Below are 13,675 nucleotides of genomic sequence, written 5' to 3'. Positions count from 1 at the left end.
GCCAAATGGCATCTCTTTTTTTATGTCTGTTTCGAACATCGAAAAATCCAAACGAAGCGAATTAGCCACCTGCCAGCTTAACGGTATGACCTTTCTTCTCAAGGTACGCTTTAATCTGATCGCGCTTATCACCTTGGATTTCAACAACGCCATCTTTCACTGAGCCACCACAGCCACATACTTTCTTTAGATCTGCCGCTACCAGCTTCAGCTCGGTGTCTGTCATATCTAATCCAGTAACCAGACATACGCCTTTGCCCTTTCGGCCTTTAGTTTGACGCTGTATACGTACAATACCGTCGCCCTTTTCGCGTTGAGGCGCAGCTGCTTCTTCTTTAATTCGTCCGGTTTCTGTTGAATACACCAAACGGCTGTTATCGTTTTTCATAATCCACTCTTTGACGCGTCACAATGATGCGTATGGTATCAAATGTCGTTGGCGTGAACACGCATGTCGTTTATCAATCAACGAGATAATGAATGATAATCAATGTATTGCTTAATTTTTGGCAAAGGTCCCTTGAGAAGTTGACCACGAACGAAGATATACCAAAGCCCTGGTTGCTTCTCGTCGCTCATGATTTGGATGCCTTTGTAATTCTCGGAGGCGCGAGATTGCGTCGTATTGAAGGACTGACGTTCGAACTCGGCGGGTGAACGAAAAATGCGCGTATCACACCACCAATCAATACACTGCCTAACGCCAAGCATGCTGCCTGAAACCGTTCGCCCACCAACTAAGGATGTGTAGATATCGTCTGCACATTCGATTGAATGTCCACGATGCGAGTATCGCTTTTTCATTCGCTTCCTGTATCTAGTAGCGTTTGCTGTGATGGCAAAGATTCTAATAAATACAGATGAATTTGACGACTCTAATTGCCCATAACATCAAAAAATAGTTACTGGCAAACGTAACCATAACGCTTTCGTAATGAACAGGCTAAGATTTGGTTACGACTTTTTTATCAACAAACTGTTTGAGGGCAGGAAGCGAGCCTTTCAGAAGGTTACCTTTGATGATCATATACCACGCTTTATCATCATCGTCAGAATCGTTCATGATCTGAATACCTTTGTACTCTTCTATTTTCTTGTCGGTTGAATCAACAAAATCCTGTTTATCAAATTCATCTGGCATGCGAAGAATGTTGGTGTCACACCACCAATCGATCGATTGCTTTACACCCAACAATGTACCGAGCACTTGTTTCCCGCCGATGCGAGCACTGTACTCTTCCTTTTTTTCATCATTCAATTCGACGTTATAACCACGATGGTATAGGCGCTTTCTCACCAACAACCCCCTGCGTATTATTAAAATAACAAATGTAATATTTTTGAGTTTCATTATGTAAATTAGACCAGGTTAACAGTTACTGCCAAATCTAATAGATTGGTTTGGCTAGAAAATCAGACGGCTGATGAATGATTTATGTGATGACAAGCTGTATTTAGGGATGCGATTAATGGAATAATAGGGACAACACATACAAGTTATAGTGCATTAAAATGAAGAAAATAGAACCAATTTCAGATCCAATCTCTATTAAGCAGAGCTTATCCACCTTCAAACAAGGTGATATTGATTTGGAACGTTGGAAATTGCTGACTATGGGTCAGTACAGCCATAATTCGTTGCTGAGTTTTCAAAATGATTGGCAAACGTTCTTAGCCTATTGCAAAGAAGTCAACGTATCGCCATTGCCTGCGGCGGTAACAGCAGTGAGGCGCTTCATTGAACATTCAGCAAAAACAAGAAAGGCGTCTAGCATTAAGCGCTATGTCATTACCATTTCACTGTTGCATCGCGTACATAGCCTGCCTGATCCAACGCGACATAGAGAAGTTCGCTTTACACTCAATCGCCTTTACTCTGAAAAAGCGGATGATGCAGCTCAAGCAAATGCATTCCACCTTTCTCACCTCAATGCACTGCAACGTCAACTTGGAAATAGCGACCGATTGAAAGACATTCGTGATCTGCTTATTTGGACACTCTGCTTTGAAGGTATGCTTAAACGCAGTGAACTAGCAGCGCTGTCTTTCCATTCTGCCATCAAAGAACAGGAAGTTTATCTGCTTGTGGTCGACGATCAACGTATCGAGCTCAGTCCTGAAGCCAGTGAACTTATTGACCGTTGGCTACTGGTATCCGGAATTATTGATGGTCCTCTTCTGCGCCGCATCAATAAGCATCAACAGTTGGGCGATGCCCCAATGGATCACTCTTCTATTTACCGCGTATTTCGACGTGCCGCGACAGAACTGGGCATGGATGGAACATTAACCTTTTCAGGCCAGTCGCCTAGAGTGGGTGCGAGCGTCGATTTATCTGAGTCAGGAAAATCAATCAAAGAGATACAGCAACAAGGCCGATGGAAGAGCCCCGCGATGCCTGCTCAGTATGTAGGTAATAAGCAGGCCAAAGACGAGGCGATGGATAAGTTCAAACGCAAGATAGACAAAGATTAAGCTTGGGAAACACCGGCTTGAATGCAACTTGCTAGGTAGTCAGAAAAGGTATGGCCGTTGTGTTCTACCAATTTCGGAAACATCGAAATTGGTGTCATACCCGGGAAGGTATTGATTTCATTAAGTAATACCTCTCCTTCTGGCGTGAGGAAGAAGTCAATGCGTGACAGATCCTTCAGTTTCAGATGCACAAAGGCTTTTTCAGCGTATTCACGCATCTTAGCGATTTGCTCTTCCGTCAGATCACCAGGTTCTAACGTGGTTAAACTGTGGCTCGTCGTGCTGTACTTTTCATCGTAGGTATAGAAAGTGTCAGTTGGGCATTGAATTTCACCCGGTGTCGTCACCATAACGTCACCATTATAGTGATAGGCTGCGATTTCAAGCTCTCGAGGTCGAACCGCTTTTTCTATCAACACTTGGTTTGAGAAGGTAAACGCCTCCGTCACTACGTTTTTGATTTCGCTTTTTTCTGTCACTTTGAAGCAACCTACAGAAGAGCCCTGACACGCAGCCTTAACAAAGATAGATCCCCACAGGTCAAAGGCTTCTTCAGCCTTAGTAATACTGTCAGCATTGTTATCAGTTAGGAACACATAAGGCGTATTGGGAATGCCAATCGCATCAAACCAAAGCTTTGACGTGATTTTATTAAAGCACACCATGCTCGCTGATGGGTCACACCCCATATAAGGAAGACCAGCAAGTTCCAGTAACGACTGAACGTCACCGGTTTCACCAGGATAACCGTGAATACAAGGCACGACGTAATCAATCGCAATCAGATCATTACCCATGGTAAGGGTTTTATCCAAATTCAGTCGACAAGCTTGCCCTTCGCTTCCCTTCCAACCTTCATCTTTAGTCATTTCGACGCGAACAACGGATACTGAAGGCAGTAATTTAAGTTGTGATTCTAAATAATTCGCTGAAACCAGAGACACTTCGTGCTCGGCACTTCCGCCGCCACACAGCAACAATACTTGAGTTGGGTTCATGACCATTCCTACTTCGCCCTGATATACGTTTCAGGGATAACATAATAAATTGCACAATCCGGTGCATCGCATGGAAGGTGAGACGCCTATAGTAGACAATCACATGCCCCCTTTCATCCAATCAAAATCAAATTTCTGTGTATTTATGTGTGATCGCGCAAAAACTCATCGTCCATGCATGCATTGCGTACAGTTTGATATGGGTCTTGCTCTGCTACATAAGAAAAAAGAGAGCCTATGCTCTCTTTTCTTCACTATTCAACAGCCTAATTCAACGGTTTCATCTCGGGGTTAGCCGATGATTTTATCGACGCCACTGAGCGAATGAATGGTCCAAATTGCTTGATATCTTTGGGTAATGCCTTCAGCGCCTTTTGCGCTTCGGTCTTAGAATCAAAGTCACCGTACAGCAATGTATACCATGGCAAGCCATCAACCATTTTCTTGTTTGACCAAACAGGCTTATCCGATGGCAGTTTGTTCATGTATTCGTTGAAGCCTTTGTTGTGACTCAACGCAATCACTTGAATGGTGTACTTCTGTCCAGCCACTGCAGTTTTCTTGGTAGGCAGCGGTTTCGCTGGCTTTTTAGCTGCGGGTTTTGACGCTTTATGCGCCATGACGGGTTTATCAGCCATCGTCTTTTTAGCCGCAGGCTTAGGCATCGGCTTGGTTGCGTTCATCTCAGAACTGCTTGCAGGAGCAGACTGCGCAGAGGGAAAAACGGCTTCCTCGGTAGACTGAGTTAAAATTTGAGTCGTACTCGTTCCACCAGCACAGCCGGCAAGCGCAAAGGTAAATGCAACAGAAAGGATTTTCTTCATGAATATTCTACTTTTAGGAGCCACTGACTTCTATTCTGAACGCTGCTCCCCATTCATTCAACTTAAACGATGCGGACTCTAATAAGTATCTGCCACGCGTCACACATCATTTTGTAGAAATGATCGATAAATCAGAAAATTGCCATTTCATGAATGTCTTTTCGCTGCGGATCACAAGGACAATCATGAGACGGGATGCTAAAAAAGAAACACGATAAGATATGCCATCACTGCTTGATGCCTCGGGAGATATAAATGTCCGGTCTAGATATGCTTTTCAAACCAAAATCAATTGCTGTTATTGGGGCGTCAGACACGCCAGGCCGAGCGGGTAATGTGATCATTCGTAATCTTCAGTCTGGTGGTTTTAATGGCCCCATCATGCCAGTCACGCCAAAATATCAAGCCGTTGCGGGGATTCTTGCCTATCCAACCATTGATTCTCTTCCTCTTGTTCCGGATATGGCCGTGCTATGTACACAAGCAAACCGTAACAGTGAACTGATTCGTCAATTGGGTGAGAAAGGCGTTAAAGTCGCCATCATTCTCGCAGCAGGCATGAAGAAATATGAAGGAACTGACGGACGCACAGAGTTCGATATCATGCGCGACATCGCATCACAGTACGACATGCGGGTTATTGGCCCAAATAGCCTTGGATTAATTCTGCCTTGGCTTAATCTCAATGCTTCATTCTCTCCTATCCCAGCCAACCGCGGAAATATCGCCTTCGTTTCGCAATCTGCCGCCGTCTGTACCACCATTTTGGATTGGGCCAGAAACCGTCGTATCGGTTTCTCAACCTTCATCTCACTGGGTGAAGCCAGTGACATTGATTTCCCTGAATTACTTGATTACCTCAGTCGTGAAAGCAAAACCGATGCGATTTTGCTTTATATCGATAATATCCAAGATGCGCGTGCATTCATTTCTGCCGCACGAGCAGCATCTCGTAACCGCCGAGTGCTTGTATTAAAGAGTGGTAGAACGCCGGAAGGTGCTGCTGCCCTGCCGCATTTGTCAGAAAGCTTACCAGGGCTTGATGGGGCTTATGATGCTGCCATTCGTCGTTCCGGTATGCTTCGTGTAAACACGACTCACGAATTATTTGCCGCCGTAGAAACGCTTTCTCACTCTGTACCGCTACGTGGTGAGCGTCTCGCGATTATCTCCAATGGAGGAGGCCCTGCTGTTATGGCCGTTGATACCTTAATGGAAATGGGCGGGAAACTCGCTGTCTTGAGCGAAGAAACCATCGAAAAGCTAAGTAAGATATTGCCGGTGAGTTGGTCACAAGGAAACCCGCTCGATATTGTTGGAGATGCCGATATCGAGCGCTACAAAAAGGCCACTGAAATTTTATTAGAAAGCGATGAGGCTGACGCGCTCTTAATCTTGCACTCTCCTTCAGTCACTGCGCCTGGATTAAAAACCGCGAAGGCATTAGCGGATATGCTAAAAAACAACCCTCGCGCAAAACGCTTCAATATTTTAACTAACTGGCAAGGTGAAAGTGATGACGCCACCGTTGCGCGCTTAGCTTTTGCCCATGCCGGCTTCCCTGCTTATCGCACCCCAGAGAGTGCAGTCACTGCCTTCATGCACTTGGTTGAATACCGCCGAAACCAAAAACAATTAATGGAAACCCCAACCTCAATCGGTCAGATAGATTATGACGTTGAAGCGGGTCGCGCTTTCATTCAACAGGCATTAGACAGCCAAATTACATCATTAACCACTCACGAAGCACGCCCGTTTCTGTCGAAGTACGGTATCAATGTGATGTCGACATGGTTGGCGGCTGATGCAGCGGAAGCGGCACAAATCACGGAGCAAGTCGGCTACCCTGTTGCGGTTAAGCTCCGCTCTCCCGACATTCCACATAAATCTGATGTGAATGGCGTGATGCTAGACCTCAACAACGCCACAGAAGTCGCCAATGCCGCGCAGCTTATGCTTAATCGCGTATCTTTGTCTTACCCAACTGCGCGTATCGAGGGGTTACAAATTCAAGCCATGGCAAACCGTGCAGGGTCGCAAGAACTGCGAGTGTGTGTTCGCCATGATCCAGTGTTTGGCCCTGTGATATTGCTGGGTGAAGGTGGCAGTGAATGGAACGTCAACCGAGATGCGGCAGTGGCCATCCCCCCATTGAACATGGCGCTGGCACGGTATCTAGTGATTGGTGCATTAAAAACGGGCAAGTTAAGACAAAGAGGACACCCGTATAACATCGATATCAATGCACTTTGCCATTTTTTAGTGACACTGTCACAGGTGGTCATTGATTACCCAGAGATAACGGGGCTCGATATTCATCCGTTACTTGTCACTGGCGATAGCTTCACCGTGTTGGATGCGTCTATCACCCTTTGTGCCTACGAGGGTGACGCCAATTCTCGCCTCGCCATACGCCCCTATCCAAAAGAGTTAGAGCAAAAAGCCACGCTAAAAGACGGACGTGAAATATTACTGCGCCCAATCCTTCCTGAAGATGAACCCAATCATAAGTCCTTTGTGGAACGTGTCTCTGTTGAAGATCTCTACAAACGTTTCTTTTCGGACGTGGGTGAGTTAAATCATGAAGCGCTCGCCAATTTAACCCAAATTGACTACGACCGAGAGATGGCCTTCGTGGCAGTTTATCGTGAAGCAGAAGGCACTGAAGACATTCTTGGTGTCGTGCGTGCGTTAGCAAACCCTGACCATAGCGACGCGGAATTTGCCGTTCTGGTGCGGTCCGATCTGAAAGGCATGGGCTTAGGTCGAATTCTCATGGATAAAGTCATTGAATACGGTCGTCAAAGTGGCCTGAAACGCCTGAATGGTATGACGATGCCTTCTAATTCAGGAATGATTGCGCTAGCACAGAAAGTTGGGTTTAGTATTGATGTCCAAATTCAAGATGGCATTGTTGATATGGATATGACGCTATAAATTCTACGTGAATCGCTCGTTCAAGTTGAGGTTCACGAACAGGTAAAAACCGCAAAAAGAGGCTAATTCAGGCTCTTTTTGCGGTTTTTGTACTAACAAATGCTTTTCGAGGATTAAGACACCCCGTCTTTTTCCTACACTGTGTCCGCCACCAAGGTGTAATCAACAACAATAATATCTTCAATGTGCGGGCCAAAGACTTCTTTCAATGCGTCATGCTCTGGATCGACCAAATAGCGTTGACGTGCCGCTTCGTCTTGCAACGTCATCAATATAATGTGCGTAAAACCTTGGTGCTTGCCTTCAGGGCTATCATTCTCACCCCATTCGACCGAGACGACCCCTTCAACACGCTCAGTCATTGATTTGAATTCTTCTCGTATCTCGCCAAAATCAGCTTCATTCGATTCAGGCTTAAACTTCACTAGCAGTATATGTCTGATCATCGCGCGTCCCACTTCACAATCGTTATCCAGTCTGTCTAATCTACGTTTTGCTTGGAAACAGGTTGAATCATTTTTAGTACTTTTGGACAATGCCTGATCAGCCAGCTTTTCGCATTCCCCATTCGATTTCGTTTCCACGCCATCACCCAATCAAGCTTATAGGGTTCGCTGCCTTCAATCACTCTCAATCGGCCTTTGGCTATGTCCTCTTCAACCCACCATGAAGGCATGGTACCAATGCCATAACCATCAAGAATAGCGTGGTATTTCTCCGTCATAGAGGTGACGGTCAGCCTAGGCTGCTCATCCAAGATATTGTAGGTAATGGATTTTGCGCTTCTTGCAGTGTCTGCAACCGAGATACTGCGATATAAGCGACGAGTTTCTACATCATAAGGACGAGCATGATTGTGGATTGGGTGATCAGGTGAAGCCACCCAATATCCATCTGAAACCCCTAATTCCATCATCTTGACATCCAGTGGAATAGATTGAGGTTTCGGGCTGATCAGAATATCTACGCGATCTTCACTCAGCGCTTCCCATGCGCCCGCCAATATTTCCTCTTGGAGACGCACACGAGTATTGGATTCACGCCCTATTTGCTCCACCAGCGGAAAAAATGCCCGTGCGGTGAGTAATCCATCAAACGCGATAGTGATGTCTAACTCCCAACCATGGGCAAGAGATTTGGCATCCGACACCATTTCATCCGCGGCATTCATGAGAATTCGACCGCGCTCTAGAAGCAGCCTCCCTGCATCGGTAAATGAGGCTTTATGACCCGAGCGATCGAAAATTACCAAATCCAAATCTTGTTCAAGTTTTTGAACCTGATAGCTCAATGACGAAGGAGCTCGGTTAAGAGAGTCGGCTGCTGCTGCAAAACTCCCTTTACGCTCTATCGCATCAAGTATTTGCAACGCTTCGAAAGATAACATGCCGATAATCGTTCCTTTTATGTAATCACGTCCAGTTTTACGCGTGGAGCATGTGTGTGTGGGATTCTTGGCAGCGGGGCTTTCACTGCGTTTCCATGGCTTATCAATCGACCATGCCCAAACAGCGCCACTTATGTCTACCCTAACAGTAGAAGACCCGACGAATCGGTTTAATTGTTCTTTATATCTAAGCAACCTGATATGTAGGATTCAGCAACTAGATTCGAGTGACTTAGGTATACGTCATGCGATTATCGATTCGCATTGCCTAAATCTGGCACAATCAATTGATAGAGAACAGAAATTTCTTTCCAATCGTAAAATTCGTGATGAATACATCGTCAATGCGCCTTCATCTGTCTTAACCTTAGGAATGAGGTGGCTATGAAGTTAGATCGTATAGAAATATCTGGTTTTCGCGGTATCCGACGCCTTTCGCTCAGTCTTGATGAGGTGTCAGTACTGATTGGTGAAAATGCATGGGGTAAAAGCTCTTTGCTGGATGCCTTATCCCATGCTTTACCTTCATCGGGGCAACCCTATACCTTCACACGTACAGATTTCCATATCGACCATACGCTTGGCAACGCGCAAACCAACCAGATTCAAATCATTCTGCGGTGGACTGAGAGCTTTTCCGGTGAACATAGAGCACGGCGATATCGACAATTTAGTCAGGTTTGGAATAAAACCAACGACGAAGGCATGCGCCAACTCGATTATCACATTAACGCCATACACGATGATGGAAAAATCACGGTTTCTCGAAACTTCCTTGATGAAACCGGCGGGATTATCGTTGTCGCTAATCATGAGTATCTAGCCCTTCAATTAGCGCAACTTCACCCCGTTATTCGTGTACAGGATGCGAGGCGATTACGCGATCAGGAATTAGATCTCAATGGCAGTAAGACGCGTCTTGAAAAGCGACTAGAAAATACCGTTAAACGTTTACAACAGCGCCCAGGGCACGTGAACAAAGGAGAAGTTCGCAGTGGCATCAAAGCCATGCGCACCTTGCTTGATCACTATTTTGCCTTCGACAATCACAACCGCTCACCCGCTGACATAGAACCCGCAAGGCATCTCAATATGCGCGCCAACTACATTCATCCGCTTGAGTTGGTGGCGCGTAATACCTCGAACCAAAGCCGATTGATCCTTATGGGTTTACTCAGTGCCTTTGTTCGTGCCAGAGGGCCAAAACAGCTTAGGCCTAACGCTCGTCCCATTATCATTTTTGAAGATCCAGAAAGCCGGCTTCACCCTACGCTACTCAACCAAGCATGGCGTTTGATCGCTTTAATGCCAATGCAGAAGATCATCACCACCAACAGCGGTGATTTGCTGTCTGCCGTCCCGCTCACCAGCATTCGAAGACTGGAACGAGGCTCGACGCAAACGGAGGCATTTCAAGTACCCAAAGACCGACTAAGCAAAGATGAGGAGCGACGCGTTTCTTTTCATGTTCGCTTTCATCGACCCAGTGCATTGTTTGCGCGTTGCTGGCTATTGGTTGAGGGCGAAACGGAGGTTTGGCTGTTTAGCGAACTGGCGAGAATCCAAGGCTACGATCTTTCCGCGGAAGGTGTTCAGCTCATTGAGTTTGCGCAAAGTGGGCTTAAGCCGCTGATCAAGCTCGCTCAGGTTCTGGGCATTGAGTGGCATCTTATTGCTGATGGCGACATGGCAGGTCAAAAATACGCTTATGCTGCCCGCAAAATGCTTAATGGTGACCAAGAAAAACATCGTCTAACCGTGCTACCAGACCGCGATATAGAGCACTACCTCTTCCATCATGGCTACGAACCTTTGTTTCGTGAAATGGCAAACATCGAAGGAAACACCCATATTGCCCCGAAGAAGGTCATTACCAAAGCCTTAAAGAAATACGCCAAGCCTGACGCGGCATTGGCGATCATTGCCTATACCGAAGAGCATTTGGATGAAGACATTCCGCTCTTGCTGCGCTGGACATTGCAGCGAGTCATCAGCATGGCACGAGGTGCAGGTTAACAAGATTAGATTATCGGAAGATAAGAGGAAAAAAGCAGGTTCACTCCTGCTTTTCAAAGAAGATGGAAAGTCTGCCTACTTCCACACCAAACTTCTTCATGGACGTTAAGTTAAAGGCACGCTTCTCATCTTGTCGGAATAACCAATCATCAAGCGTCAATACATACGTGCTGTCACCCACCTCAACGTTTAAGTCATACACCCAATTCAATGCATTGCCTTCTTCGCTCCCCGTCGCTATACCCACAACATCACCTGCAGTGCCTTGATAGCTACCATCGTCGAGACGAGTGATAGTCCATACGCGATTTTGAACTTCTCCATCATCGAACACGAAATCTTCATCCAGCGTGATCACGTTACCTTCAACGGTTCCTACAATAACGACTTCAAAGCGGCGTGTTTGTTGTCCGGTATAATCTTGAACCATACCCCATGCTTTTACATCACCCTCGAAGTACTCGAACAAATTGAATGAGGGAGTTGTCGATTTGTAATCATCAATTGAGCTTGAACAGCCAACAAGGACCCAGATAAACACCCCAATGGTCATGAGTTTTTTCACGCTTACTCTCTCCCTATCAATGCCAAACGAAGTGATGGATACGCAGTCTGAGGCGAAAGCCAGATATCAGAAAACGCACGAGCCAATGACATATCCTCTAACGTGGCGAATGGTTCTATATTTCCTTGTAACGGCTGATACAAAAATTGGCCGCCCTTGCCGTTCAACATATAAATAAGGCGATCACCCTCTTTCACATTAGGCCAAGCCCTTTCCATTTTCGGCAACCATTCATCAATTTGAGCCGTGCTAAACCCAAGGTGCTCCCATTGCTCTACTGTTGCATCCAGCAAGTCGTCCGCATCAATGTCTCTGCTGTAAGTGATGACCAAAGCAAGAGGAAGAGAATCATCTTCAGTGAATTTACCTGACGGTGTGCGAAGCTCACTGTCATAAACTTTCCAAAACCCCCACGTTAACGTAGCGGAGCCGACAGTCTTCCACCATGCCCAATCGTCTAACGACGCAATGGTTAATATGGCAGGTGCCGTCCCTTTATTTGTCACAGGAGATATCGCCGTTGACACCAAAGCGCTTGTGGCATTCTCAACGCTGGGTTGTGCTGAGATTTGTGCGCTGACAGAAAAAGACATCGCAGCACATGCACCGAACAGGATGTACTTCAGATATGCGCTCGACAGAAACGAAAAGGCTATTTTTTGATTGTTGCTGTATTTGAATGCCACCATGTTTTCCCCTTCAGATGGAAGAACTTAAGCAAGGACAAGAACACCATGCTGTAGATAGCCCACGCCGCAGCAATGACCATCGCATTGCTCCAGTAAGGAAGACCAAACTGCACAGCATCAAAGCGTTCGCCAGCAAGATAACTCGCAGCCCCTCCAAGTGAACCGACAGCAATCAACAGTCCAACGTTCTTATCCAACAGCCAATCCCTAAGTAACCAAACATATGCCCCAAAACCTGCCCACAGCAAACACAACCATAGAGGAAGAAATGCTGTATCAAAATTCAATATTTGGTTACGCATCAATACGGTATCGCCCGCAATACCGATCAATGCAAAAAGAGGGATCGCGATGATCACACCGCGATCAATAAACATAGCGCCGATCAATGCCAACACAAGAAAGGGAAGAAGGCTGTTTTGCCCAACCACGGCTGCAAACCAAAACAGGTTGAAAGCCAGTGAAACCAAAATGACTCGCATTGCCTTCCCCTTCTTAACGTTTTAGTGATAAATACATGGCCACGTTTATTGGCAGTTCTCAGCTAGTCACGCCATTCTGGTCGGCTAAGAACCAGTTGCACGGTGCTGATGGTTCTCTCACGAAATCCGCCTTCGCAATAGCAGAAGTAATAACGCCACAAACGCGAGAAACGTTCGTCATAACCCAACTCTGCTAATTCAGCCTGCTTTTCGTTAAAGCGTTCATGCCAGTCTTGTAACGTACGCGCATAATCCAAGCCAATGTCTTTTAAATCACGGACAACCAAGTCGCTTTCACGCGTGAAGTGATCAAGCAACACATTCACAGAAGGCAAAAAGCCGCCGGGGAAAATGTGTTTTTGAATGAAATCGACATTGCTGCTGTAATAGTCATAGCGTTGGTCAGCAATGGTAATCGCCTGAATCGCCATCAAGCCATTGGGTTTGAGCAGTGACTGGCATTTTTTGATGTAGGTAGTCAGGAATTCCTTACCCACTGCTTCAATCATTTCAATAGAAACAAGCTTGTCGTATTGCCCGTCAAGGTCGCGATAATCTTCTTTCAGCAAGGTGATCCTGTCTGACAGCCCTTCTTGCTCAACACGGCTTTTCGCCCACTCGTATTGTTCGTTTGAAATCGTGGTCGTCGTGACTTTGCACCCGTAGTGTTTCGCTGCGTGTATTGCCATCCCTCCCCAGCCTGTACCAATCTCGACAAGGTGGTCAGAAGGTTGCAAGTTAAGCTGACGGCAAAGCCTATCCATTTTCTCAAATTGTGCGGTTTCTAACGTGTCGGTTTCATTTTCATAAATCGCCGCCGAGTAGAGCATTTCCTGATCGAGGAAGCGCTCATACAAGTCGTTGCCCAAATCGTAGTGCGCAGAAATATTAGTACGCGAATTTTCCTTGGTATTGCGGTTCTTCCAATGCGCGACTTTCTGAGCGACTGTCGCAATCCATCCCACTTTGCTTTCCAATCGATCCAATGCTGGGAGGTTTCGGCACACTGCACGAATCACGTTGGTCAAGTCTGGAGAATCCCACCAGCCATCGACATAGGCCTCGGATGCCGCAATGCTCCCGCCGCTCAATACACGGCGATAAAAGCCTGGGTGACGAACAATAATTTCTGCATGCAATTCGGCGTTCATGTCGCCCAGTTGCTGAGTTTGACCGTCATAATCTACCAACGTCAGTGCGACACCTTCTATGTGCCCAAATGTTTTAAGCAACATACTGCGTGCAAATGTGTCTTTTCGGGTAATGGGCCACGTGGTTGCATTGATTTCATTAGAATACATA

At 46.2% G+C, this 13,675-nt stretch carries 14 protein-coding genes; 3 read left to right on the top strand and 11 right to left on the bottom strand.

Annotation, left to right across the window (positions count from 1 at the left end; translation table 11 throughout):
• Positions 1-61 precede the first annotated feature (61 nt).
• The 3 genes from yciH to LRP50_RS03650 form a co-directional block, all read right to left on the bottom strand.
• Positions 62-388: a stress response translation initiation inhibitor YciH gene (yciH, locus tag LRP50_RS03660; protein WP_274163135.1), complete on the bottom strand. Its 327-nt coding sequence runs from the start codon at positions 386-388 to the stop codon at positions 62-64.
• 77 nt (positions 389-465) lie between these two features.
• Complete coding sequence (locus tag LRP50_RS03655; protein ID WP_274163134.1) at positions 466-804, bottom strand: DUF3319 domain-containing protein; 339 nt, start codon at positions 802-804, stop codon at positions 466-468.
• A 139-nt stretch (positions 805-943) separates the two neighbouring features.
• Entirely contained in the window at positions 944-1,297 is a 354-nt protein-coding gene (locus tag LRP50_RS03650; protein WP_274163133.1) for a DUF3319 domain-containing protein, read from the bottom strand.
• A gap of 215 nt (positions 1,298-1,512) precedes the next feature.
• Between LRP50_RS03650 and LRP50_RS03645 the strand changes: the two genes are divergently transcribed.
• Entirely contained in the window at positions 1,513-2,475 is a 963-nt protein-coding gene (locus LRP50_RS03645) for a tyrosine-type recombinase/integrase (RefSeq protein ID WP_274163132.1), read from the top strand.
• Here the strand turns inward: LRP50_RS03645 and LRP50_RS03640 are convergent.
• A complete protein-coding gene (locus LRP50_RS03640) occupies positions 2,472-3,473 on the bottom strand; it encodes a D-alanine--D-alanine ligase (protein ID WP_274163131.1) in 1,002 nt (333 codons plus the stop codon). The two genes, LRP50_RS03645 and LRP50_RS03640, sit on opposite strands and share 4 nt — an antisense overlap.
• A 266-nt stretch (positions 3,474-3,739) precedes the next feature.
• Positions 3,740-4,297 carry an SPOR domain-containing protein gene (locus LRP50_RS03635; protein ID WP_274163130.1) on the bottom strand — a complete coding sequence of 186 codons (558 nt, stop codon included), beginning with the start codon at positions 4,295-4,297 and terminating at the stop codon, positions 3,740-3,742.
• A gap of 255 nt (positions 4,298-4,552) precedes the next feature.
• On the opposite strand from LRP50_RS03635, the gene LRP50_RS03630 reads away from it, so the two are divergent.
• Entirely contained in the window at positions 4,553-7,234 is a 2,682-nt protein-coding gene (locus LRP50_RS03630; protein WP_274163129.1) for a bifunctional acetate--CoA ligase family protein/GNAT family N-acetyltransferase, read from the top strand.
• Positions 7,235-7,368: 134 nt separating this feature from the next.
• Here the strand turns inward: LRP50_RS03630 and LRP50_RS03625 are convergent, their stop codons facing one another.
• Positions 7,369-7,680 (bottom strand): Dabb family protein, encoded by a 312-nt coding sequence (locus LRP50_RS03625; RefSeq protein WP_274163128.1) that lies wholly within the window; start codon positions 7,678-7,680, stop codon positions 7,369-7,371.
• A 35-nt stretch (positions 7,681-7,715) separates the two neighbouring features.
• Entirely contained in the window at positions 7,716-8,621 is a 906-nt protein-coding gene (locus tag LRP50_RS03620) for a LysR family transcriptional regulator (RefSeq protein WP_274163127.1), read from the bottom strand.
• A gap of 384 nt (positions 8,622-9,005) precedes the next feature.
• On the opposite strand from LRP50_RS03620, the gene LRP50_RS03615 reads away from it, so the two are divergent.
• Complete coding sequence (locus LRP50_RS03615; RefSeq protein WP_274163126.1) at positions 9,006-10,637, top strand: DUF2813 domain-containing protein; 1,632 nt, start codon at positions 9,006-9,008, stop codon at positions 10,635-10,637.
• Positions 10,638-10,677: 40 nt separating this feature from the next.
• On the opposite strand, the gene LRP50_RS03610 is transcribed toward LRP50_RS03615, so the two are convergent.
• The 4 genes from LRP50_RS03610 to LRP50_RS03595 form a co-directional block, all read right to left on the bottom strand.
• Positions 10,678-11,190 (bottom strand): DUF3833 domain-containing protein, encoded by a 513-nt coding sequence (locus LRP50_RS03610; RefSeq protein ID WP_274163279.1) that lies wholly within the window; start codon positions 11,188-11,190, stop codon positions 10,678-10,680.
• Positions 11,191-11,204: 14 nt separating this feature from the next.
• On the bottom strand, positions 11,205-11,891 hold the full coding sequence (locus LRP50_RS03605; RefSeq protein ID WP_274163125.1) for a chalcone isomerase family protein: 687 nt from the start codon (positions 11,889-11,891) through the stop codon (positions 11,205-11,207).
• The gene (locus LRP50_RS03600; RefSeq protein WP_274163124.1) at positions 11,855-12,373 is read right to left on the bottom strand and encodes a DUF2878 domain-containing protein; all 519 of its coding nucleotides are present in this window, start codon (positions 12,371-12,373) and stop codon (positions 11,855-11,857) included. The genes LRP50_RS03605 and LRP50_RS03600 overlap by 37 nt, the downstream gene beginning before the upstream one ends.
• A 62-nt stretch (positions 12,374-12,435) precedes the next feature.
• The gene (locus tag LRP50_RS03595; protein ID WP_274163123.1) at positions 12,436-13,674 is read right to left on the bottom strand and encodes an SAM-dependent methyltransferase; all 1,239 of its coding nucleotides are present in this window, start codon (positions 13,672-13,674) and stop codon (positions 12,436-12,438) included.
• Position 13,675: the final 1 nt, after the last annotated feature.

It is taken from the genome of Enterovibrio gelatinilyticus (genome assembly GCF_028683095.1).
GTDB classification, from domain to species: Bacteria; Pseudomonadota; Gammaproteobacteria; order Enterobacterales; family Vibrionaceae; genus Enterovibrio; species Enterovibrio gelatinilyticus.
The sequence above is the reverse complement of the archived record's forward strand: the minus strand, read 5'-3'. Positions and strand labels throughout refer to the sequence as shown.

Bases quoted from the DNA above. Each gene is read 5' to 3' on its own strand.
- LRP50_RS03635 (WP_274163130.1), bottom strand. From the start codon at position 4,297: ATGAAGAAAATCCTTTCTGTTGCATTTACCTTTGCGCTTGCCGGCTGT.
- LRP50_RS03605 (WP_274163125.1), bottom strand. From the start codon at position 11,891: ATGGTGGCATTCAAATACAGCAACAATCAAAAAATAGCCTTTTCGTTT.
- LRP50_RS03645 (WP_274163132.1), top strand. From the start codon at position 1,513: ATGAAGAAAATAGAACCAATTTCAGATCCAATCTCTATTAAGCAGAGC.
- LRP50_RS03655 (WP_274163134.1), bottom strand. From the start codon at position 804: ATGAAAAAGCGATACTCGCATCGTGGACATTCAATCGAATGTGCAGAC.
- LRP50_RS03600 (WP_274163124.1), bottom strand. From the start codon at position 12,373: ATGCGAGTCATTTTGGTTTCACTGGCTTTCAACCTGTTTTGGTTTGCA.
- LRP50_RS03620 (WP_274163127.1), bottom strand. From the start codon at position 8,621: ATGTTATCTTTCGAAGCGTTGCAAATACTTGATGCGATAGAGCGTAAA.
- LRP50_RS03640 (WP_274163131.1), bottom strand. From the start codon at position 3,473: ATGAACCCAACTCAAGTATTGTTGCTGTGTGGCGGCGGAAGTGCCGAG.
- yciH (WP_274163135.1), bottom strand. From the start codon at position 388: ATGAAAAACGATAACAGCCGTTTGGTGTATTCAACAGAAACCGGACGA.
- LRP50_RS03615 (WP_274163126.1), top strand. From the start codon at position 9,006: ATGAAGTTAGATCGTATAGAAATATCTGGTTTTCGCGGTATCCGACGC.
- LRP50_RS03630 (WP_274163129.1), top strand. From the start codon at position 4,553: ATGTCCGGTCTAGATATGCTTTTCAAACCAAAATCAATTGCTGTTATT.
- LRP50_RS03625 (WP_274163128.1), bottom strand. From the start codon at position 7,680: ATGATCAGACATATACTGCTAGTGAAGTTTAAGCCTGAATCGAATGAA.
- LRP50_RS03610 (WP_274163279.1), bottom strand. From the start codon at position 11,190: ATGACCATTGGGGTGTTTATCTGGGTCCTTGTTGGCTGTTCAAGCTCA.
- LRP50_RS03595 (WP_274163123.1), bottom strand. From the start codon at position 13,674: ATGTATTCTAATGAAATCAATGCAACCACGTGGCCCATTACCCGAAAA.